Below are 22,538 nucleotides of genomic sequence, written 5' to 3' on the forward strand. Positions count from 1 at the left end.
GGTTTTGGGCCTAAAACAGGAAATAGCCAAAAAGCCACCCCAATCGGAATGGCTTTTTGGCTCTCTGTTGAATAAAGCTTAGTTTATTTCCTCAATCTCAATCGGTTTTGTACGCTCACGGGCAATTGCTGCCTGAACAGGCTCGCTTGTTTCGACAGGGCCTGCCAGCACTTCGGCTTCTGCATCCTGAATCACGATCCGTTCGTAGTCGTGAAATTTCCCTTTGGGAAGCCAGTAGGTCAGAAAGCCGACATAGGCTGCCGCCAGCGTGGCGGCTGTCCAGCCAACCAGGGGATGTTTGTTCCACTGGCGACTGGCAATGCCCGAAAAGCCAGCCACAAAGGGGAGCATGTACCACGGATCGTTTAGCCGACGACCAATCAGATACCCAGCCCCAGCAGTAGCACTTAAGATACCAGAAGCGATAGCGTCATCCCGTTTTTTGTCGGAATGCCAAAGACCCAGCGTCAAAAGGGTATTGGGCGTACCCACTACCGTAGCGGCCGTAAGCCAGCCTGCATACAGGCTGACGGGAATTCGCAGGTATTTCTCTGGCGAGGGGACATCGGTTTTGCCAATCTCCAGGCTCTGGTGAAGGGCCAGAGCGGCAGGCAGGTTGAATTTGGTTGTCAGGTCAGAAATGACAATGCTCTGCGGGTCATTTTCGGAGAAAAACCGGCCAAACAGGGCATTAAGAGCCCAACTCGCCCACCACCAGGGTAAAGCCTGTATATACCGAGGGTTTCGTTCCTGGGTTGGCAGGGCCTGGTGTACGGAGAGCGCCGTTAAGCCCGTGTATATGGTTGACCAGACTACCCCGAAAGCCCACCCGGCCGGAACGATACTGTTCTTCTCAAAAACGTGCTGGTACTCGGGTGGTACATCGTATTCATATTCGGAGCCACTGGGCTCGTCATCATCTTCGTCGCTTGCGTTGGCTTGTGAGCCAGAACGGTTGCTCAGAACGGTTGTGTAGAGAATACTGCCTACAGCCACAACGGCCGTAGCAATGCGCCAGAATGATGAGTTCTTCATGACTTTAGGTAGGTTTGGCAGTGCCTTTTACGTGATTATGCGCCTACTTCGTCTTCGACCAGCTCGGTTTCCCGGGCAACGATCTTTTCGGCTTTGCTCTTCGTAGATTTATACGCATCCACCAACGAGTCGACTACATTGTCGGTTACGGATGAGAGCGCATCAGAAATGGTGTCGCCCAAGGATTTGGCCTTGTACCGATATTTGGCCCGATCAATGGCGTTCGAGTTTGCATAGGCAACCCCTAAGGCAATACCCGCCAGAACAGCAATGCCGAAGCCAATTCCCCATGTGGCTGCCGACGATTTTTCAGTTTCCTGCGGTTCGGGTTTCTGCGCCATTTTGTTCCGCATCACAGCCGCCAGTGTTTCCTGAGGAGCTACATAGGCAAGGATTTCGTACGATTTATTTTTCAGGCCACCCGGAATAACCTTGTGTTTACCAGCCATTAAGGCATCATAGCCGGCTTTTGCCACCATCAGCGGATCTTGCACTTCGTCGGTAACTTTGGTGTTGTCAGCTCCTGCTTTGTGGAAGAAATCGGTATCGGTGGCATTTGGCAGAAGGGCGGTAACCGTTACATTGGTATCCTTCAACTCGTTGATGAGCGATTGGGTAAAATTATAGACGTAGGCTTTTGTACCGGCATATACTGCCATCATTGGATTAGGGGTAATCGAAACGATCGACGCCAGATTCAGAATCTTGCCTTCGTTCCGCGATAGCATATCGTACAAAAACAGCTTGGTCATCTGCGTAAGCGTGAGCACATTGAGGTGAATCATGGCTTTCTCCCGCTCCCAGTCGGTGTCTGTGGCGAATAGGCCATACAGACCAACCCCCGCATCATTGACCAGCGCATCGACGGTTATACCTTTTGCCTTAACCTGATCATATACATCCTGAGCCGCATCTTCAGTGGCTAAGTCTTTGCCAATTACGGTTATTTGCTGGGTACCATAGTTATTTTTAAAAACTTCCGCCAGTCGGTCCAGTTTCTCGTCGCTACGGCCTACCAACACTAGATTATAGCCATCCTGAGCAAACAGTTTGGCAATTTCCTGACCGATCCCACTAGAGGCACCTGTAATCAGAGCGGTTCTTCCTGTTTGTGTGTTCATAACAGTTTATTAGTTAGTCACTATGGGTTATGAACTGTGGCTGAGTGAAGTTGTTTGGAGAAAGCGGAGAGAAATTCTTTAGAGTTACTGGAATAGGGGGGAAATCAAAATGCCTTCCCATAACCATAGGAAGGCATTTTGACATAATCTGATTGGCTTGTTGAAGCCACTATTTGACCACTACTTTCAGATCGATCTTGCGTAGGGTTGGCTTGGGAACGCTCGAGGTGTCTGCTTTGGAAACGCCCGTTCCACGGCCAATTGCATCGAGTCGCATATAATCAATACCAGCGGCCATCAATCGATGCTTAATTTCGACTACCCGCTTGAACGACAGGCTTTTATTGGTCATGTCTCCTTTGGCATCATTGGCATACCCTACCAATTGAACCTGTAGACGAGGATAGGTTTTCAAAAGGGTAGTCAATTCCGCAATACCAGCCTCTGAACCAGGGGTCAGTGAAAATGAACCCGGTGGGAATGTAATGGAGGTGATCGGGAAAGTTCGCCCTTTAGGTAAAGCGGCATTGCCCAGATAAGGAGCCATTCGGCTGGTCAGGTCGCCAGAAGCGGCAACCGTTGTTGAAGGGGCTGCTGTGGTAATGGCCGCTACCGAAGTCGATTTAGGCGGTGTTTTGGTCGAAGAGTCAATAGGAACGGCCAGCGATCGGGCCACTGTATCAGCCTGAACGGTATCGCTGGTAATGGTCGTCACATCGTTCACCTGTTCCTGTCCGTCCGAATAACGCTGCGTGTTTTGATAGAGATAGTAACCGCCAACACCGAGTGCTACAGCAATAAGGGCGCCCACTCCCCATTTTGTTAAGGTTTCGTTCTCTCCATCCGACTCATCTACAGGCTCATAGCTGACGGCTGGCCGAGTGGCCGTTGCGGTTGACCGGCCAGCCGAATCGGTTGCCCGTCGGGCTGGCATTGCTAGCCCAGCTACCACCTGATGCAGGCCGACTTTCTCGACCAGTTGGGGCATAAAATCCTCCGGTACCGCATTGACCAGCGTTTCGCGCTCGGTAAACAGCGAAGCGGCCAGCCCATCGGCATCCAGTTTTTGATCCTTGACCTGCTTTCCCAGCACATGAAGAACCAGGGACGTAATCAAGCCCAGCAACGCAATCGCCGACGAATTGCGGATGCCCGCATAGCCCGAAATCATGTTGCCAATCGAACTTTTCATTGCTGGCAACAAGTGACTAATCACGTCGTTGCCCTGCATGATCAGGGTATTCGTTAGCGTTGGGTCACGTAGAACAGCCGCCAGATTTTCGGTCAGCGATCCATCGAACCGACCTTTTTGAATATGATTATACAGTTGATTAACACCTATTTCGCTAGTAGTACGCTTCATCAATCCTCCAACGATCGTATAAACAAGACCGTTGACGGCTTTGGTCGTTTTAGCAGGTGGTTCGTCGATATACGTTGCTATGCGCGACAGAACATCCGAACTTAATACATTCGTTATATTGGCGAATAAATTCATATTTTCAACAGACTCAATCAGGCGGTAATTAGACACTTCTTCATTCATCACAACCGATCCCGGGCATAAAGTGCCTTCTATTTTTCACAGGGGATAAAATTAGGCAAGGTTTAGCAAAGGTTACATACGACCTTATAATAAAAATCCTAATTTATCGCTTAGGTAACTTTTCGATAACTTCCTGGTACTCCGTTTCTACAGCCCGAAGCCGTTCCTGGCAGAATGTAATCAGTTCAGTGGCCAGCCGGATTTTGGCAGGAAGCTCATCCAGAGGGACCTGTTCATTTTCAATTTCGTAGACCAATGTTGTCAGTTGGTCGTAAGCATCCTGATACGTCATTGCTATAGCGTTGGAAAGTTATAGACTCATAAACTAGCAGAGTTGATCCTGAGCTGTATTGGCCCGGTCTATTTTCAGGTCTTTATTACTCTACTACGTTAATCGTTCGTGTTCCGTCGTACATCTGTACCTGAAGGGTTTCGGCGGGTTGGATATGACTAGCCTGGGTAATGATTCGCCCATTACGAAGCAGGAGTGCGTAGCCCCGGCGTAATACATTCGATGGGTCGAGGTGGCGTAGAGTAACCGCCTTTTCAGTAAGGTCGGTATGGCGCTCCCGAAAATAAGTCTGACTCACAAACCGTAACCGTTCGATTTCACGATCCAGATTCTCCCGCGCAGACAGCATGGCATCCTGAACCAGGAGCCGTAGCCGTTCACGAAGTTGCAGACAGCTTTCTTCAAATTGCCGATTGTGTTCAATCAGGAAAGCAGCCGCTTTGGTTGGTGTTTTTACACTCTGATGGCAGAGCAGATCGGTAATACTCACATTGCGCTCATGGCCAATACCAGCCAGAATAGGTATCTCAAACCCAGCTACGGTATGGCCCATTAGATAGGTATCGAACGAACCAAAATCGAGTTGTGAGCCTCCACCCCGCACCATTACAACGGCATCGTATGGAACCCCACTGAGTCGGATACGTTCTAGTTGCCCACAAATGGCCCGTTCGGCTCCCTGCCCCTGCACCTGCGTCAGATACTCATCCACCACAAAGTCGTACCCGAGCATATTCTGAGCCAGTTCGTGCCGGAAGTCCCGCCAGCCGTCTGAATTGGGGGCTGCGATCAGGGCTATTCGCTGAATAACGGCTGGGCGTGGCAAAAGCTGGTTAGCGGTGATGTAATGCCCTGCTTCGAGCCAGACCAGATCGGGGTGATTTTTAACAAGTGAGTCCAGTACAGCCTGTCGTTCGCGTTCGAGGTTGCCGAGTGTGTACGACGGATCGATTTTCAGAATTTCGAGTCGTAACCCATATACGGGATTGAACGCAACCGATACCAACAGCAGTAACTGAATATTTCGGGCGAAGGCTACCCCCGTTTCCCGTTCAAAATCACCAATTGTATGGTAATTCCGTCGCCAGATGCAGGCCTCCAGTTTTGCCACCGTCTCACGACTCGCGGAGTCACGCTCTACCAGTGTCAGAAAACAATAGCCCCGATCTGGATAATTTTTTATATCGCTCGTTTCGGCGACTACCCACATGGCTTTCTGACCGAAAGCTTCATCGAGAACAGCTTCGAGCGTGAAGGCCAGATCAGAAAGACGAATGGGAGACATATAGATAATGATTGAATGATTGAATAGCGGAATGATCGAATGAATAAAAGGCCTACGCCCGTCGATTCAATCATTCAATCATTCTGTCATTCAATCATTGCATTTAAAGTCCTTCAAACTGACGGAGGAAACGAACGTCGTTTTCGGTGTATAGTCGTAAATCGTTTACAACGTATTTTAGCTGGGTGATGCGTTCGATACCCATGCCGAAGGCAAAGCCCGTGTATTCTTCGGGATCGATGCCGCAGTTGGCAATTACCTGTGGGTCGACCATGCCCGAACCGGCAATTTCAACCCAGCCTGAATGCTTACAGATATTACAGCCCTTGCCTCCGCAGATCTGACACGAAATGTCGATCTCGGCACTCGGCTCGGTAAAAGGAAAGTAGGAGGGCCGGAAGCGAATTTGCGTACCTGGCTCGAACATCTCTTTTACGAAGTGGTAAAGTGTATCTTTCAGGTCTTTGAACCCTACATTCCGGTCAATATAAATACCTTCGACCTGATGAAACATACAGTGCGCCCGGGCCGAAATGGTTTCGTTTCGATAAACCCGTCCGGGCATAATCGACCGGATAGGCTGGAAGGCCGTGCCCGGTTTCTGTCGCTCCATCAGACGGATTTGTACATTGGAGGTATGGGTTCTTAACAAGACATCGGAGGAAGGGGAGCCATTTTCCGATTTCTCGATAAAGAACGTATCCTGCATATCGCGGGCAGGGTGATTGTCGGGGAAATTGAGCGCCCCAAAGTTATACCAGTCTGTTTCAATTTCAGGCCCGTCGGCTACGTTGAAGCCAATGCGCTCAAAAATTTGAATGATGCGTTGCCGAACCAGCGTGAGCGGGTGCTGAGTGCCCGTCAGATTAGGGATCGTTGGTAATGTCAGATCGACCGGAGGGGCATTGTTGGCGGCAGACCGCTGCTCATCTATGAGCTGACTGAATGAATCGAAACGTTCCTGAGCCAGATTTTTTAACCCGTTCAATTCCTGACCAACAGCCCGGCGGTCGGCTTGTGGAACGGTTTTGAGGTGTTCAAACAGTTCGGTTATTACGCCTTTGCGGCTGATAAAACGCATCCGAAACTGCTCTAATTGCTCTGGTGAGCTAACGATATAGTGATCAATCTCCTGGTATAGGTCTTTTACTTTATCCAGCATAGGTTACTCATTTAGCCATTCGCTGGTACAAAGGTAGGGAAAACAAAGAAGAGCAGCCCAATCTGTCTGCTAAGCTCATGACGGAATCGGTCCGGAACCTGTCAAATTTGGGTGTTACCAAGATGTGAACAGGAGGGAGATTATTGATGTTTTGTTGAGTGAATGGTTATATGTGTTGATTGACAATTGGTTATAGAATTATTTTATGAATATACGTTAATTCTAGTAAGTAGGACTGATTCTTGTACATTGATTCGACAGAGAAGGCAGGTTAACCAGTGGCGCCGATGCGGATATAAAATTGGTAAGTTTCTGAATGTCAGCCTCTATATAACCATTATTAAACACCCGATCAAACAGCTATGAATGCATTCGCTAATGATTCCCTTTTTGACACAGTGTCCAGAGGTTTCCACAATAGTGTGGAAAAAATTGCCGATTCGAACTGTCTGCAGAAATTACTCATTCCATTTTATGATCGGAAACGCACGGTCTCTACTGACGAAATAGTTAGACTTGAAGGGTGTGGAAACTATACCAAGTTCTTCCTCAAAGATGGAACTAAAATGTTGGTATCGCGCACATTAAAAGAATACGAAATCATGCTCGAAGGGCAGGCATTTGTTCGGGTCCACAAGTCCTGTATTGTGAACCTTGGTTTTGTCCGTAAGTTCTTTGTTAAGAAAGAAGGGGAGCTTGAGCTGACAGACGGCCAGCAGGTTAAAATCTCTCGTCGGCGGGCGCAGATGTTTATGGATCGAATTCGGGATTTTCAGCCCGTCGCTTTAGTTTAAGTAGGTAGGTGTGGGATTTCCCGATTGATTATAGGGCAATTCACATAGTTCCCAACTACGTAGTTTTACGCAATGCTCTGAGTACATTCACTTGAATAATATACGAGAACGTCTCGTAATAGCCTGATTTGCAATTGGTTATGGCTTTTTGCCGCCCTTGTAGATCAGGCTATTTCTTTCCCGGGCGGGAACCATCAGGTAGTTTTGCTTCGTCAGTAATCACTTAGAACACGAACCAAAACACTCTCTATCATGGAAGCTAATTTATTCTCGTCCGTTCAACCGATTCCCGTTGTTCCCCAGTTCCCCGCTTCATACCAGCGTAGTGCACAACGTATCGCGTTGCCTTATCTGAACCGAACCATTTTTATTTCGGTCGATGATATTTTGTGCCTCCAGGGAGAAGGTAACTATACATTTCTCTATACACGCGATCGCAAGCGGTTCCTGGTGTCAAAAACACTCAAAGAATTTGAGAAGACTTTAGACGCTTCGATGTTTCTGCGTATCCATAAATCCTATATCGTCAATCTGGCGTATGTGCAACGGAACATCTTCAATCGGGATCGTCAGGTCCGGCTGGCCGATGGCCGTGAAGTCGCTATTTCTCGTCGGCGCATGAAAGACATTTCGCAGCAACTGGCCCAGTACTGGCACCGACTGTATAATTAAAACATCGACCCTCGTCAATAGGCCATGGTCGACTGAAGACTGTACGTATTTAGTGGGTTAATTGAAAAAAACAACCGTTGCTGCAAACCCAATCGGGCGGACAGCAACGGTTTGTTTTTATATCGCTAAAGGCATTACCCTTCAGCATACGATGAGGATTAGATAATTTTAAATGCGAGGGTGATTTGCCAGGTTTTCATACCCTGACTGAACTGCGATGAGTTGTCTTTTATTTGGGCAATGTCGGTGATGTTACCCTGATAGCGAACGTCGAGCCCGAAGGAGCCAATATCCAGTCCACCGCCAACCTGGTAGCCGTAATAGGCCTGCGACCAGGCATCATTCAGGGTTCCATTGGTGTATTGCTTAACGGCTTGTCCGAGTGATTGATTGTCATTCACACGAAAAGAAGCAACGGGACCAGCTACCACCCGAATAGGTCCCCCTTTTATACCTAACAGAACCGGCACATCAAACGTTGTTGTCTTCACCGTAACCGTTTCTGTTTGCCCATTCCGGATTACGTCGAATGAACCGGCACGCGTTGAATACAGAAGTTCGGGCTGAATAAAGAGATTGCTGCCAATACGAGCGTAAACGCCGAAGGATGTGCCAGTGCGGCTGTCCAGGCTCGCATTCAGGTTGTTGCGAAAGGTTTGGCCATCCACACTTACACTAGGCGATCCATTGGCGTTGGTTCCGGTTGATACGAAGTTGCCAAAGCTGAGTTTGGTGAGGTTGACGCCCCCCTTAATGCCGAATTGAAAGCCCTGTGCAAACACGCAGGCGGGCAGTAGAGTCAGTGAAACGAAAAGCAGGATTTTGTTCATAGCTGGTTGTAAAATGATTGTACTGTCTGATTAACGGAAATCGGTTTATTCCGGTACAAAAGCCAACTAATTTTGAGTGAATGGCGTTGACATTAGTAGGCAGTTATCCCCAAAAATTCCCGGTGCGGGTTGGATAAATTGCTACCGAAAAGGTTTAATCAGCTTACGTTATCCAACCGCTGAGTAGGCTCTATTGTTTATCGTTATCTCAAAGATGGCCAAGTTAAAAACCACCTATTTCTGTCAGAGTTGTGGTCTTCAGTCTGCCAAGTGGCTCGGACGTTGCCCGTCCTGTGGTGAATGGAATACGTTTGTTGAAGAACTCGTACAGAAAGACGAACCTGAAAAAGGCAACTGGCGCAGCCCTTCGTCGGGTCCTGGCAACATTAAAGTAGCTGCTAAACCCAAAGCAATTCACGCCATTAATTATGAAGAGCAACCGCGTGTACGTACCACCGATATTGAGCTGAATCGGGTATTAGGTGGGGGGATTGTTCCAGGTTCGCTGGTGCTGATTGGGGGCGAGCCAGGTATTGGCAAATCGACTCTGTTGCTTCAGATTGCGCTTAGTTTAGCGGGAATGCGCGTGTTGTATGTATCGGGTGAGGAAAGTGAGCAGCAAATAAAAATGCGTGCCGAACGACTCGACGCCCCTACCAGTGATTGCCATGTGATGTCGGAAACGTCCACGCAGAACATCTTCCGGGTAGTGGAACATTTTGAGCCGGATGTTCTGATCATCGATTCCATTCAGACGATGCAGTCGTCATTGGTTGAGTCGGGAGCGGGTAGTGTTTCGCAGGTGCGTGAGTGTACGGCCGAGCTGATGAAGTACGCCAAAGAAAGTGCGGTACCTGTATTTATGATTGGCCATATTACCAAAGAAGGTTCGCTGGCTGGGCCTAAAGTGCTTGAGCACATGGTCGATACAGTCCTGACGTTTGAAGGGGATCGTCATACCACGTACCGGATTTTGCGAACCACCAAAAACCGCTTTGGCAGCACCGATGAATTGGGGATTTATGAAATGCTGGGTACAGGACTCCGCCAGGTAACCAATCCGTCCGAAATTCTGATTTCGCAACGGGATGAAGCCTTGAGTGGGGTTACTATCGGCTCAATGCTGGAGGGGAATCGACCATTAATGATCGAAACGCAGGCACTGGTGAGTGTGGCAACTTATGGTACTCCTCAGCGCAGTAGTACTGGATTCGATGCCAAACGATTGAATATGCTCCTGGCCGTTTTGGAGAAACGTGGAGGATTTCGGCTGGGCCAGCAGGATGTATTTTTGAACATTGCGGGTGGGTTGCGCGTCGAAGACCCTGCCATCGATTTAGCCGTTTGTGCGGCAGTCGTATCCAGCTACGAAGATATTGCCATTCCGCCCTCCGTAGCGTTCGCGGCTGAAGTCGGTCTGGGTGGAGAAGTACGGGCTGTCAGCCGGATTGAATCCCGCATTGCCGAAGCCGAAAAGCTGGGCTTTAAGAAAATATTCATTTCCAAATACAACATGAAAGGGCTCGACACAAAAGAGTACAAAATCAGTGTCAAGCCTGTAACTCGTCTGGACGAGGTTTTTCAGGCGGTGTTGTTATAAATCGGTTCGCCTAGAGATACGTTCATGGCCATTGGGTAAGGTGTTGCTGAAAATCGACTGAACAAAAATCTGAGACAAACTATTCTTCGTACCTGTAGTTAGTTCTCTAGTAAATTAATCGATCAACTCAACAAATTCGATCACGTTATGAGCTACATCAAAGCAGGTACGGATTCGTCCGGCAATGACGTTAAACTTTTCTATCAGGATTTAGGCTCTGGCACCCCAGTGGTTTTAATTCATGGGTGGCCACTAGGCCATGAAATGTGGGATTATCAATTGGCCGAACTACCTGCGCACGGCATACGGGTTGTCACTTATGATCGGCGCGGCTTTGGTAAATCGTCGCAGCCCTGGGATGGGTATGATTATGATACGATGGCTGATGATCTGAAAGCGGTACTCGATGAATTAGATCTCAAAAATGTGACTTTGGTCGGCTTTTCGATGGGTGGTGGCGAAGTGGCCCGCTATATGAGTCGGCATGGCGGAGCCCGAGTGGCGAAAGTGGCTTTTGTGAGTGCAGTAACCCCTTATTTGCTCAAAACCGATGATAATCCAGATGGGGTAGATCAGAGTGTGTTTGACGAAATTCTGGACGGCCTTCAAAAAGACCGGGCCGATTTCCTGCAAACCTTCGGCAAACAGTTTTACGGAGTCAATCTGATTAGTAAACCCGTTAGTCAGGCCCATCTGGACGGCGATTTTGCCAGGGCTTATGTCGCTTCACAGCGGGCTACGGTAGAATGTGCGAAGGCATTTGCCATGACCGATTTTCGGGATGATCTGGCTCAGATTCAGGTTCCGGCCCTGGTAATTCATGGGGATTCGGACAAAACGGTCCCCATCGAGGCATCAGGTGAACGGACGGCTAATGCACTGCCAACGGCCCAGTATATTGTGTACGATGGGGCGCCACACGGCTTGTTCATGACTGAAAAAGATCGGTTGAATGACGATTTGGTTTCCTTTATTCTGGAAGGTGTCAACGTTCGGCAAACTGTAGGAACCACAACGGTGTACTAGTTTTCAACCGAATCAGTATAAATTTCCCAAATGGGTGTGTAGATTATGCACCCATTTCTTTTTTTATTTCCTCTACGAAAGAGTCAGATACATCCGCTAACTGGGCGATTTCAGCTACTGAAAAGTTGGTTTGAGTAAGCAGATTTAAAATAATTAGCCGCTTCCCCTGCTTTTTCCCTTCTTCTAATCCTTGCTTTTTTCCTTCTTTTAGCCCTTCACTTTTGCCTTCTTCTAATCCTTCTTTTTTGCCACTTTCGAGACCGAGCGTAAAGCCCAAACGCTGACCTTTCTGGAAAAATGGATCCTCTTGCTCTTTAAAATAGTGTGTAAGCTTCCCCATGAGTTGGAAGGCGATTGGTAGCGAGGTTTCATAGATCCGAAAAGTAACAAAAAAACACATAATGTATACTAATTATAGGTCCCGGTAAGTTCTCACATACGACGAAGGCGTTTGGCCGGTGATGAACTTAAACTGTCGGTTGAAATTCGAGAGCGTTCGAAACCCACTCTCGAAACTGATCTGGGTTATGTTCAGCTTACCTGCCATGAGTAATTTACAGGCATGACCAATCCGTACCTCCGATACAAATTCGGAAAAGGTTTTATTAGCGCGTGCTTTAAAATACCGACAGAAGGCTGGGGGAGTCATTCCGGCCAGATCAGAGACGGTGTCCAGACTAATTTCATCCGGGAAATGATCCAGTACATAATCATGGACGAGCTGCATTCGGTCAGTTTCGGATGGTTTTACAGTGTTGGTGTAGCCTGAGCTTGTCAGGAATCGATAGTCGGTTGCCTGCGACAAGCGGTTGAGCAACGTCAGCAGATTCAATATCCGCTCAAACCCTACAGCTTGCGTTGCCAGGTTTCGAAGCGCCGTTTCAGCATACGAGTGAGTAGGTCCCGTCCATTCAAGGCCTTGCCGGGCATGGTTGAGTAGCTGGCGAAGCAGATTCATTTCCTGTTTTTTGAAAAAATCATTTCCCAGAAAATCGTCGGCAAAATAAATCACTATGCCTTTGGTAATCAGTCCCGGCTGTTTGCTGAAATAGGCCTGATCGCTTCGCCAGAGGTGCGGTAGGTTGGGGCCCAGAAAAACCAGATCGCCAGGGCCAAATGGTTTAATTGAATCACCTATAAATCGAGTGCCCGTACCCTCCTCGACCAGAAACAACTGGTAATGTGGATGAAAGTGCCAGTTGGGGTCGAAATGGGATTCAACCAATTCTTTGACGATGAATGAAGCCGCAACGGGTTCCAGGTCTTTGCGTAAGGGCTGTTTCATTTCATTGTTCCTTTTTTAACACAAATGTTGCCCATTTTTTCTGATCTATGTAAAAATAGAGTCATAATTGGCTAATAAAAGCGGAGATAAACTTTTCGTTACTGAATAAGTTTGTGTAAATTTTTACAGACCAAATATGAATAAGCTAGGAATGAACTTGTTTGTCTGGACAATGACAATGGACGAAGATTTGTCCGATACACTGTCGTTCCTGAAAACGAGTGGATTTGATTTTGTCGAGATTCCGATCAATGACGTCAAGCTGGAAAAATGGCAGCGTTTAGGGCAACAACTGGCCGAGTTAGGCTTAGAAGTTCAGGCATGTACACTTTGCAGTTCGGAATACAGTCTCATCAGTCCTAATGATGCTGTACGACAGGCTGGGGTTGCATACTTAAAGCAAATTGTCGATTGTGCAGCCGCTGTAGGAGCCACGATTCTGATGGGCCCATTTTATGCAGGCTTCAAAACATTCACAGGCAAGCCCGCCACTCAGGCCGAGTGGAACTGGTCGGTGACGGGCATGCGAGAAGTAGCCGAGTATGCACAAACCAAAGGCGTGATACTGGCTATGGAATACCTGAATCGCTTTGAGACGTATCTGCTGACCTGCGCCGACGAACTGGTTCGTTACGTGAACGATGTCAATCACCCGAATTGCAAGGCTGCCTTCGATACATTCCATGCCAATATGGAGGAGAAAAACATAGCCGACGCCTTACGTAAGTGCGCTCCGTATCTGGTTCATATTCAGATTTCGGAAAACGATCGCTCTACGCCAGGGCAGGGGCATATCAATTTCAACGAAGTATTCGCTGTGCTGGATGAGGTAGGCTATACAGGGCCCATGGCTATCGAAGCCTTTGGTCCGAATCCGCCTGAACTCGCAGCCGCTACGCATATTTTCCGGCCCATGTTCGATTCGCCGGAGCAATTGGCCGTAGATGGACTAAAATTTATAAAGAGTGAACGAGCAAAAGGACGAAAGAGTGTTCCGGTCTGAACAGCTTTTTACTCCGAATTCTCTACGTCACTCGTTCACTCTTTGCATTCTTTCGCTCTTTAAATATGTTAAACATCGCTATTGTGGGCCTTGGATTTGGGGCCGAATTTATTCCAATCTACCAGCGGCATCCGAACGCTACGATGTACGCCATCTGCCAGCGTAACGTCGACAGTCTGAACAAGATTGGGGATGCGTACGGTATTGAAAAACGGTATAGCAGTTTTGATGAACTGCTGGCCGATCCGGCTGTCGATGCTGTACACATCAACTCTCCCATACCGAATCATGCTGAGCAAAGCCTGAAAGCCCTGCGGGCCGGTAAGCATGTTGCCTGTACCGTGCCGATGGCAACGAGTGTAGAAGATTGTATGGAAATTGTGAAGGCTACCAAAGAGACGGGCAAAAAATACATGATGATGGAAACGGTGGTGTATAGCCGCGAGTTTCTGTTTGTGAAGGAACTGTACGAAAAAGGAGAACTGGGAAAAGTTCAGTTTCTGAAAGCCAGCCATCAACAGGATATGGACGGCTGGCCCGATTACTGGCCAGGTTTGCCTCCTATGCATTATGCTACGCACTGCGTAGGCCCCGTGGCTGGTTTACTCAAACTCGAAGCCGATTATGTGTCCTGTTTTGGATCGGGAACAATTCGGGAAGAACTGGCCAAGATTCACAATTCGCCCTTTGCCGTCGAGTCGGCACATATTAAATTTAAAGACAGCGATTTATCGGCCTACGTCTATCGGTCGTTGTTCGATGTAGCGCGGCAGTATCGGGAAAGTTTTGAAGTATACGGCGATAAGAAATCGTTTGAATGGCAGTTGATCGAGGAAGAACTTCCGGTCATTCATACGGCCAAAAAACCGGAACCGGAAATTCCGGAGAAGGTAACGGTTCCTGATTATGCGCATTACCTGCCCGAACCCATCCAGCGATTTACAACCAAAGGCGTTTATGATGCCGACGAGCAGCAACACCTTTCGTTTACCCAGGGGGGCGGTCATGGTGGATCGCACCCGCATATGGTGCATGAATTTGTATCGGCCATTATTGAAGACCGCGACCCATTCCCCAACGCGGCTCAGTCGGCCAACTGGACCAGCGTGGGAATTTTGGCGCACGAGTCGGCGCTACAGGGAGGCAAGCTCATTCAATTGCCTGATTTCAAAAACGTATAACGATTAAACACGGAGATAACGGAGGGAAGCACGGAGCATATCGTTGATCCGTGCCCTCCTTGTTAGCCTCCGTTATCTCTGTGGTTAACATGAAAAAACTACTCATCGCTGTTGGGGTCGTACTGGCTCTTGCCCAGTGCGCTCGCCAATCGGGCTCACAAACTTCTGTTCGACAGACTGGCGGAGCATCGGGTAATGACCGCCCACGCCGGACCGAAATCCTGTTTCTGGGCGACAACGGCCACCATCGACCAAGCGAGCGTGTGCCTCAATTGATGGCGGCTCTTGGCGATAAAGGTATCAACATTACCTATACCGATAAGCTTGAAGACCTGAATACCGATAACCTGAACAAGTACGACGGGCTGTTGATTTTTGCCAACTGGGATAGTATTCCCAAACCGCAGGAACAGGCCTTACTGGCGTATGTATCGTCAGGCCACGGACTGATTCCGGTTCACTGTGCGTCGTATTGTTTTCGAAATTCGGCGGAATACGTCGATAAAGTCGTGGGCGGTCAGTTCTGGCGGCATCGGATGGATACCATCCAGACGCGTTTTACGCAGCCCAACAATCCGATTGTAGCGGGCCTGCCATCGTTCAAAGCCTACGACGAAACCTATCTGCACAGTCATCTACAGGCCGATAATAATGTGCTGGCCGTACGGGACATCAAGGCCGATCAGGCCAAGGATAAGCCAGGGCAAACCGAAGAACCCTACACCTGGACACGACAGTACGGCAAAGGCCGGGTATTTTATACCGCTTATGGGCACGATGAACGCACCTGGAGCCAGCCCGGTTTTCAGCAGTTGCTGGAGCGGGGTATTCTGTGGGCGGTAGGCGACAAGGTAAAGAAATTGCATGACGACCTGAAACCCCAGCCATTTGCCTACCATGAAGCCAACCTGCCAAACTACGAAAAGCGACCTGGTGCGCAGTTAGAACAGGAGCCACTCTCGCCCGAAGAGTCGATGAAGCACATTCAGGTGCCTGTCGATTTTACGCTCGAACTGTTTGCCCATGAGCCTAACGTAATGCACCCGATTGCCATGAGTTGGGATGAACGCGGTCGATTGTTTGTGCTGATTACCAAAGATTACCCAAACGAGCGAAAGCCTGAAGGCGGCTCCGATTACATCGTTATCTGTGAGGATACCGATAAAGATGGGAAGGCCGATAAGTTCACCAATTTTGCCGAGGGTCTTAGTATACCGACCGGGATGGTATTTGCCAATGGTGGGCTATATGTGTCGCAGGCCCCACACATGCTGTTTTTGCAGGATACGAATGGCGATGATAAGGCTGATGTCAAGAAAATTCTCTTTACAGGCTTTGGTACCTTCGATACGCATGCTGGCCCGAGCAACCTGCACTATGGTTTCGACAACTGGATTTGGGGGAGCGTTGGGTATTCGGGCTTTAAGGGCAAGTTCGGAGCCGATAGTGTCAAGTTTAGTCAGGGCTTCTTCCGGTTTAAGCCCGATGGGTCGAAACTCGAATATGTGACGGCTACCTCCAACAATACCTGGGGGCTAGGCTTTACCGAAACCGGCGACATTTTCGGGTCGACCGCCAACAACTCGCACGGTTGGTACATGGCTATCCCGAATCAATATTTTCACGGTGCCCCGCACCTGCGCGAAAATGGCAGCCGCAGCACCGATACCCATAAAGACATGAAACCCATTACGCCTAAGGTAAGACAGGTGGATGTGTTCGGTGGGTTCACGGCAGCGGCAGGCCATAATTTTTATACGGCCCGGGCATTCCCACAACCGTATTGGAATAAAGTGGCCTTTGTATCGGAGCCGACCGGGCATATTCTGCACCAGAATGTGATGAAAAAGTCAGGCACCGACTACGAAGACGTGGATGGATTTAACCTGATGGCGGGGGCCGATGAGTGGTTTGCGCCGGTCTTTGCCGAAGTAGGGCCCGATGGTGCCGTGTGGGTGGTTGACTGGTACAGCTTCATTATCCAGCATAATCCGACGCCCAAAGGTGCTTCGAATGGTTCGGGGAATGCCTATGAGACCCCCCTACGTGATTTTACTCACGGGCGGATTTACCGGGTTGCTTACAAAAATGCACCTGCCTACACGCCAATGGCGTTGAGCAAGGATCGCCCGGACGAACTGATTGCTGCCCTGAAAAATACGAATATGTTCTGGCGGATGACGGCCCAGCGGCTGCTGATTGAGCGGGCAAACAAAGACGTTGTGCCAAAACTCGTTGCTCTGGTAAACGACCAGTCGTTGGACGAGATTGGCAACAATCCGGCGGCTATTCACGCCTTGTGGACCTTGCAGGGGCTTGGTGCAGGGAGCCAGCCCGAGGTAATGCAGGCCACAGTCGGTGCGCTGAAGCATCCCGCTTCGGCAGTTCGTAAAGCGGCCATTCAGGTGATGCCTGTTTCTGAGGCTGCTCAGGCCATTCTGCAGAATAACCTGCTTCAGGATCAAGAGCCCCTGGTTGTATTGAATGCCTTACTGGCGTTGTCACAGGCACCGTCGTCCTCCGAAGTAGATAAGGTAATTCTGACTCGTCTTGCAAAAGCAACCGAAGCGAATGACCGTTGGTTGCCCGATGCATTCGCCTGTGCGCTGACGGCAAACGATGGGCGGTTGCTGAAAACCTATCTGGCTCAGTTGGCCACTTCGGAGGCCGGACATAGCCAGCAGGGGCACGATATGAATCATCACGACCACGCTGGGGTAACAGCCGCCAGCCAGCCAGCTACAATAACAGCCTCAGCCAGCGATAAACCCGATCTGGTGATTAAGGCAATTCGGACAACGCCCGAGTCCCCTTCGGTTCGGGAGCGAGCCATGTTGTTTGTGGATGTGATGAATGCAGGGGGTGTCGCTATTCCGGATGGAACTCCGATTCCGCTATCGGTTCGGATCGAGGGGCCTAAAGGGGCTCTTGATGGACCTAAAATTGATTTTGTCAGTGTAACGCACAACACAGGTATCAAACCCGGCGAAACCGTTACCATCAGCAAATCGAACAATGGGCCCTGGGTAGGAGATATGGCGGTTCAGTTCGAGCGGGCAGGCCAGTACACCATTACAGCCATGCTCGACCGGGAGAATAAAATTGCAGAAAGTAATGAGCAGAACAATAACGCTACGGTAGCCCTAACCTATCGTGCTCCCCAGAGCCTGAGTGCTTATGCGCTGGAACGGGCCATACGTAGCTATGCGTCTGTAGCACCTATCGATGACGTAATTGCCTTACTGAAACAGACACAAAAGCTGGATGCTACTCAAAAAGAGGCCATTGTAAAAGGCGTGTCTGAAGGCTGGAATCCCCGTCAAAAAGCTACTGTTCAGGAAGCTGATAAATCGTTCCTGGCGAGTCTGAACAGCTCAGTATCTGCCGACAACAGCAGCCGCCTGAGCCGCCTGTATGAATTGTGGGGAATCACCAAAGCCGAGCCTGTCGACCCGAATGTAGAAGTTGTTCGGCTCAAGACCGTGCGCGAAGAGATGCGGTATGATAAGAAGGAGTTTACGGTTACAGCGGGTAAACAGGTTGAAATTGTTCTGGAGAATCCCGATGCCATGCAGCATAATCTGGTGATTGGCAAGCCGAAGAGCATGGAAATCATTGGAGCGGCTGCCGACAAGCTCATAACGGCAAAAGACGGGGCTGAAAAGAATTACGTGCCGTCGATTCCGCAGGTTATTGTTGCTACGCCGTTAGTGAACCCCGATCAAACATATCGCCTGAAATTTACTGCTCCTGCTACACCCGGCGATTATCCGTTTGTGTGTACATTCCCAGGCCACTGGCGTATTATGAACGGTGTAATGAAAGTAACGAAGGCGGCCCAGGCTGTCAACGCTAAATAGTTTTTGAAGTTGAAGTGGGCTAATGCACCAGAAACCGGCATTAGCCCACTTTATATAGAAACTGCTCTTTAGAGAGCTTTTTCCTATCCCTGCTCTGTTGAAGGCAAAATTGATTTCGGGGGCACCTGAATCATGAACTCACTGCCCTGCCCAACGGCACTTTTTACCCAGATACTCCAGTTGTGTGCCTGTACAATTCGCTGTACATAGCTCAAGCCCAGACCAAACCCTTTGACACTGGGTTGATTCCGGTCATGAACCCGAAAAAAGGGCTGGAAGATATTAGCCACCAACTTAGGAGGAATACCGACCCCCTTGTCCTTAATGGTGATCGTCAGTCCATCCGTATCCGTCTTGGTAAGCAAGGTGATAACCGGGTCATCTGCGCTGTATTTGATGGCATTGTCCAGCAGATTATACAGTACATTGGTTAAATGCAGCCGATCTGCCAGAATATAGGTGTCTTTGGCTACCAGTTGTAGGGTTAAATAGTCACCATGCCGCTCAGCTACCGATCGAAGCAAATGCTGTAAATGAACGGGTTCTGGATTTAATACCAGCGTATTGCGGTCGGCCCGCGCCAGGGTCAGCATGGTTTCGACCTGATGCTGTAACCGCTCGGTTTCCTCCCGGATTATCCGAACGTATTTTTCAGTGCGTTCTGGATGATTTCGGGCAATAGGAGAATCCAGAATATCGACGGCCATGCGAATGGCCGAAATGGGCGTCTGAAATTCATGAACAATAGAGTGCAAAACCTCGGTTTGAGCGGGCGGTTGTTGGCGTTGGCGTAAAAACCACCAGATCGTGAAGCCAATGAGTCCCTGCAACACCAGAAACAGCGTAAGTAAAGTCGCTCCCTCTAAAACTGAATTCATAGTTTGCGGGTTTTCATGGGCTGATGACCAACTGCCATATAGTAAGCCGACCAGGAGAAGTACGAGCAAACTGGCAGTCGCAATCAGCAGATAAGCGGTTGAACGTGGCGGCATACTGCTGAACTCCTTTTATGGATTAGTAAAAGGCAAAATCCAATAGTGATACATGGACGACGCAGTTATGTAAATGTCACAACAAAATACCCTAAAAAGCAATAGTTTTTAACATAAAAAGCCCACGACAGGTGGGCTTTTTATGTTACAGTATAAAATAACGAGGCAAATTAAGCATTATCAGCTACGGGTTCGGCTGGGGCTGGCGAGCTGGAAGCTGTAGCCTTAGGCTGCGTTGTCCGTGGGCTTTTGGCAGGTGCGGTTTTGGCGGTGGCTGGTTTGGCGGCTGGCTTCGTTGTTTTGGCGGCTGCTGCCGTTGTTGTTTTGGCTACCGTGTCAACGGCTTTTGCTGCGGTTTGTTCAACTTTCTGTTCGGCTTTAACCAGTTTCTTTTTCGCTTTTGTAGCCGTCTTCTTTGCTTTTTTAGCTGGCTTTGCGGCTTTCTTTTCTGCTTTGTGCATCAATTTGGCGAGCTTCTTGGCCAGTTTGTCCGCCGATTTCTCGATGGACTTTTTCATTTTTTTGGTGGCTTCACCGGCTTCACTGAGTTTGGTTTCAATCGTGCTTACGATTTCGGAAGCCAGCGACTTCTGCTTCGTTTTCAGGGTTTTGTTTGCCATATGACTTGGTAGAGTAAAAATGTACAAATAAATACGGAATTTCCGGGACAGTCAAAACATGAATGTTAAGTTTTTACCGACTTTTTTGCAGGAAATCCCAGCAGATAATACCTGCTGTAACGGCAATGTTGAGCGAATGCTTTGTACCGAATTGGGGGATTTCCAATACAATATCGGCCAGTTGTATAACTTCATCCCGAACGCCCGTTACCTCATTACCCAACACAAAAGCGTACGGTTTGTTTATAAGTGGGGAAAAATCATTTAACAGTACGCTGCCTTCGGCCTGCTCAACAGCCACGATAAGCCAGCCATCCATGCGCAATTGCTGAATTAGGCTGACAATGTCGGCTGTATACTGCCAATCTACCGACTCCGTAGCGCCCAACGCTGTTTTGGTAATATCCCGGTGAGGAGGCTGGCCTGTGATGCCGCAGAGGTAGAGTTTTTCAGCCCGGAACGCATCGGCTGTTCTAAACACTGAACCCACATTGTTGAGGCTGCGTATATCGTCCAGAATGAGGCAATATGAGAATTTTTCGGCTTGTTTGAAGTCATCGACCGACAGGCGGTTCAATTCATCGAGTGAGAGTTTTCGGGGATGCATAGATTGGATTCAAACGTAATTTTTATGGCAAAGAACGTAACAAGGTGAGAAATAATTAGCTTTGTCGATGGAAGAGTCAATTAGGATACTTTTTCGATATAAGCATTATTTTGATGAATTTTACACACTTCAGCCGTCAATAGTTCAGAAGAAAATTGACTATGTTCTTTACCTATTACAACATGTAGATCGAATACCAGAGAGATTTTTAAAACATATTGAAGGAAGTACAGGGCTTTATGAAATACGCGTGGAAGTGCAGGGGAACATCTATCGCATATTTGCTTGTTTTGATGAAGGTAGGTTAATAATTCTCTACAACGGATTTCAGAAAAAATCGCAGAAGACACCTAAGAGCGAGCTTGAACTGGCGGAGAAATTGATGACTCAGTATTTTAGTGATAAAAAGAAGAAGTAACTTGGGAGCTATGGCTGATAAACCTGTTTTGGCAAATATCGACGAGCATTTTACTGGCCAGTATGGGCCTAAAGGAACGGCTGGTCGTAAGCAATTCGAAGAAGAAGCCCGCGCTTTTATGATTGCCGAAATGCTTAAAGAAGAGCGCCGTCTGGCTAAACTAACCCAAGAAGAATTAGCCCATAAAACGGGTACGAAGAAAAGCCTGATCGCCCGGCTCGAACGGGGGCAAATAGAACTTTCAACTACTATGCTCAATGTACTTTTTGAAGCAGGTTTTGGAAAAGGTTTTGTATTAAATGATTGATTAGAAATGGGTTGGGTTGAATGCGCAATGAAATTCGCTTTTGCGTACAAGGAATATAAAAAAACAAAAGCAAGAATCAAGAATATGGTTAAAGCCTGCCAGCTTCTGGCCAATTACGCCAATCATTGTTGGGCGGTAAGGTGGGTTTCCAGCAAGCTGGATTTTTAGTTACAAGTACATCTGCAATCATCCGATAGGTTTCATAGTCGCTTGGCTTTATTCCCTCCTTAAACTGGGGAAGGTACTGCTTATGATGCCATTTGTTAATCCGTATAATACGAGGAAGATTATCGGGTAAACACATCCGTAGTTTGTATTCAGGAGCGAGAAGACTTTCTGAATTTGTATCTGCTAAATACCGTACTAGGCTACGGTAATCAATTAATTTGTGGGGGTTTTCAAAATTATTGACCATAATGCCTAGTCTTTCATAATCTTTTGGATTTTGGTTTACCGGAACAAGATTCCCATGAATCTTAATACTTTTGACGGAGCTATTTAAGTGTCCCTCGCCTTCCGTAATATCACATACGGTTTCAGGGTCGATAAGAGGTATATATTTTACGTTATGAGTGAACTGATTATAAGCTCCAGCTTTGTCGAGATTTATCAGACAATTGCCAAAATAGTATAATTCAATACCTGGATAGCCCGACCTTGGAGAGAAGCCCGACTTTTCAAAGACAATTGCCCAATGTTCGTCGTTGGCAAATAAAGTCAAAGAACTACCAGCAGTGTAAACATAGGGGTGCTCAAGATTGAAGAAATTATTATAAGGGTCATTAAAATCAGCCTCGTCAAGAATTGCTAAAATATCAGCAACCGAATAAGAGCTATTTAAATACGAAGGCATATAGGTGATGGTCAATTGGTAGTAGGACAATATGGGAATATAAATAATC

22 protein-coding genes are annotated in these 22,538 nt (G+C 48.2%); 9 read left to right on the plus strand and 13 right to left on the minus strand.

The window, feature by feature from the left end; genetic code table 11:
- Positions 1 to 78: 78 nt before the first annotated feature.
- From B153_RS0102405 to pheS, 6 genes are all read right to left on the minus strand, one after another.
- Positions 79 to 1,035 carry a TspO/MBR family protein gene (locus B153_RS0102405; RefSeq protein WP_020595066.1) on the minus strand — a complete coding sequence of 319 codons (957 nt, stop codon included), beginning with the start codon at positions 1,033 to 1,035 and terminating at the stop codon, positions 79 to 81.
- 35 nt (positions 1,036 to 1,070) lie between these two features.
- Positions 1,071 to 2,156 carry an SDR family NAD(P)-dependent oxidoreductase gene (locus B153_RS0102410; RefSeq protein ID WP_020595067.1) on the minus strand — a complete coding sequence of 362 codons (1,086 nt, stop codon included), beginning with the start codon at positions 2,154 to 2,156 and terminating at the stop codon, positions 1,071 to 1,073.
- Between the two features lie 169 nt (positions 2,157 to 2,325).
- Complete coding sequence (locus B153_RS0102415; protein ID WP_026261853.1) at positions 2,326 to 3,654, minus strand: DUF937 domain-containing protein; 1,329 nt, start codon at positions 3,652 to 3,654, stop codon at positions 2,326 to 2,328.
- 151 nt (positions 3,655 to 3,805) lie between these two features.
- Positions 3,806 to 3,994 (minus strand): exodeoxyribonuclease VII small subunit, encoded by a 189-nt coding sequence (xseB, locus tag B153_RS0102420; RefSeq protein ID WP_020595069.1) that lies wholly within the window; start codon positions 3,992 to 3,994, stop codon positions 3,806 to 3,808.
- An 85-nt stretch (positions 3,995 to 4,079) separates the two neighbouring features.
- Positions 4,080 to 5,279, minus strand: a complete 1,200-nt coding sequence (locus B153_RS0102425; RefSeq protein ID WP_020595070.1) for an exodeoxyribonuclease VII large subunit — start codon at positions 5,277 to 5,279, stop codon at positions 4,080 to 4,082.
- Between the two features lie 103 nt (positions 5,280 to 5,382).
- Positions 5,383 to 6,441 (minus strand): phenylalanine--tRNA ligase subunit alpha, encoded by a 1,059-nt coding sequence (gene pheS / locus B153_RS0102430; protein ID WP_020595071.1) that lies wholly within the window; start codon positions 6,439 to 6,441, stop codon positions 5,383 to 5,385.
- A gap of 362 nt (positions 6,442 to 6,803) precedes the next feature.
- Between pheS and B153_RS0102435 the strand changes: the two genes are divergently transcribed.
- Both B153_RS0102435 and B153_RS0102440 read left to right on the plus strand, forming a co-directional pair.
- Positions 6,804 to 7,235, plus strand: coding sequence for a LytR/AlgR family response regulator transcription factor (locus B153_RS0102435; RefSeq protein ID WP_020595072.1), 432 nt, complete (start codon positions 6,804 to 6,806; stop codon positions 7,233 to 7,235).
- Positions 7,236 to 7,487: 252 nt separating this feature from the next.
- The gene (locus B153_RS0102440; RefSeq protein WP_020595073.1) at positions 7,488 to 7,907 is read left to right on the plus strand and encodes a LytR/AlgR family response regulator transcription factor; all 420 of its coding nucleotides are present in this window, start codon (positions 7,488 to 7,490) and stop codon (positions 7,905 to 7,907) included.
- 158 nt (positions 7,908 to 8,065) lie between these two features.
- On the opposite strand, the gene B153_RS0102445 is transcribed toward B153_RS0102440, so the two are convergent.
- A complete protein-coding gene (locus B153_RS0102445) occupies positions 8,066 to 8,737 on the minus strand; it encodes an outer membrane beta-barrel protein (protein ID WP_020595074.1) in 672 nt (223 codons plus the stop codon).
- A 214-nt stretch (positions 8,738 to 8,951) separates the two neighbouring features.
- On the opposite strand from B153_RS0102445, the gene radA reads away from it, so the two are divergent.
- Positions 8,952 to 10,337 (plus strand): DNA repair protein RadA, encoded by a 1,386-nt coding sequence (gene radA, locus B153_RS0102450; protein ID WP_026261854.1) that lies wholly within the window; start codon positions 8,952 to 8,954, stop codon positions 10,335 to 10,337.
- A 147-nt stretch (positions 10,338 to 10,484) separates the two neighbouring features.
- The gene (locus B153_RS0102455) at positions 10,485 to 11,363 is read left to right on the plus strand and encodes an alpha/beta fold hydrolase (RefSeq protein ID WP_020595076.1); all 879 of its coding nucleotides are present in this window, start codon (positions 10,485 to 10,487) and stop codon (positions 11,361 to 11,363) included.
- A gap of 43 nt (positions 11,364 to 11,406) precedes the next feature.
- On the opposite strand, the gene B153_RS0102460 is transcribed toward B153_RS0102455, so the two are convergent.
- Together B153_RS0102460 and B153_RS0102465 are read right to left on the minus strand one after the other, a co-directional pair.
- On the minus strand, positions 11,407 to 11,703 hold the full coding sequence (locus B153_RS0102460) for a hypothetical protein (RefSeq protein ID WP_157634543.1): 297 nt from the start codon (positions 11,701 to 11,703) through the stop codon (positions 11,407 to 11,409).
- 72 nt (positions 11,704 to 11,775) lie between these two features.
- Positions 11,776 to 12,648 (minus strand): AraC family transcriptional regulator, encoded by an 873-nt coding sequence (locus B153_RS0102465; RefSeq protein WP_020595078.1) that lies wholly within the window; start codon positions 12,646 to 12,648, stop codon positions 11,776 to 11,778.
- 136 nt (positions 12,649 to 12,784) lie between these two features.
- Here B153_RS0102465 and B153_RS0102470 point away from each other — a divergent pair, with 136 nt between their 5' ends.
- From B153_RS0102470 to B153_RS0102480, 3 genes are all read left to right on the plus strand, one after another.
- Positions 12,785 to 13,651 carry a sugar phosphate isomerase/epimerase family protein gene (locus tag B153_RS0102470; protein WP_051097202.1) on the plus strand — a complete coding sequence of 289 codons (867 nt, stop codon included), beginning with the start codon at positions 12,785 to 12,787 and terminating at the stop codon, positions 13,649 to 13,651.
- Positions 13,652 to 13,716: 65 nt separating this feature from the next.
- Positions 13,717 to 14,832: a Gfo/Idh/MocA family protein gene (locus tag B153_RS0102475; RefSeq protein WP_020595080.1), complete on the plus strand. Its 1,116-nt coding sequence runs from the start codon at positions 13,717 to 13,719 to the stop codon at positions 14,830 to 14,832.
- Positions 14,833 to 14,921: 89 nt separating this feature from the next.
- Positions 14,922 to 18,692, plus strand: coding sequence for a PVC-type heme-binding CxxCH protein (locus B153_RS0102480; RefSeq protein WP_020595081.1), 3,771 nt, complete (start codon positions 14,922 to 14,924; stop codon positions 18,690 to 18,692).
- An 83-nt stretch (positions 18,693 to 18,775) separates the two neighbouring features.
- Here B153_RS0102480 and B153_RS0102485 read toward each other — a convergent pair whose 3' ends face one another.
- The 3 genes from B153_RS0102485 to B153_RS0102495 all read right to left on the minus strand — a co-directional run bounded on the left by B153_RS0102485 (position 18,776) and on the right by B153_RS0102495 (position 20,911).
- Positions 18,776 to 19,570 (minus strand): sensor histidine kinase, encoded by a 795-nt coding sequence (locus B153_RS0102485; protein WP_245564818.1) that lies wholly within the window; start codon positions 19,568 to 19,570, stop codon positions 18,776 to 18,778.
- 284 nt (positions 19,571 to 19,854) lie between these two features.
- Positions 19,855 to 20,304, minus strand: coding sequence for a hypothetical protein (locus tag B153_RS0102490; protein ID WP_020595083.1), 450 nt, complete (start codon positions 20,302 to 20,304; stop codon positions 19,855 to 19,857).
- Positions 20,305 to 20,377: 73 nt separating this feature from the next.
- On the minus strand, positions 20,378 to 20,911 hold the full coding sequence (locus B153_RS0102495; protein WP_020595084.1) for an RNA methyltransferase: 534 nt from the start codon (positions 20,909 to 20,911) through the stop codon (positions 20,378 to 20,380).
- A gap of 67 nt (positions 20,912 to 20,978) precedes the next feature.
- Here B153_RS0102495 and B153_RS0102500 point away from each other — a divergent pair, with 67 nt between their 5' ends.
- Positions 20,979 to 21,329, plus strand: coding sequence for a type II toxin-antitoxin system RelE/ParE family toxin (locus B153_RS0102500; protein WP_020595085.1), 351 nt, complete (start codon positions 20,979 to 20,981; stop codon positions 21,327 to 21,329).
- A gap of 10 nt (positions 21,330 to 21,339) precedes the next feature.
- Positions 21,340 to 21,636, plus strand: coding sequence for a helix-turn-helix domain-containing protein (locus B153_RS0102505; protein ID WP_020595086.1), 297 nt, complete (start codon positions 21,340 to 21,342; stop codon positions 21,634 to 21,636).
- A gap of 88 nt (positions 21,637 to 21,724) precedes the next feature.
- Here the strand turns inward: B153_RS0102505 and B153_RS0102510 are convergent, their stop codons facing one another.
- Positions 21,725 to 22,489 (minus strand): DUF7003 family protein, encoded by a 765-nt coding sequence (locus tag B153_RS0102510; protein ID WP_020595087.1) that lies wholly within the window; start codon positions 22,487 to 22,489, stop codon positions 21,725 to 21,727.
- Positions 22,490 to 22,538 lie beyond the last annotated feature (49 nt).

The organism is Spirosoma panaciterrae DSM 21099 (genome assembly GCF_000374025.1).
In the GTDB taxonomy this organism is placed as follows: domain Bacteria; phylum Bacteroidota; class Bacteroidia; order Cytophagales; family Spirosomataceae; genus Spirosoma; species Spirosoma panaciterrae.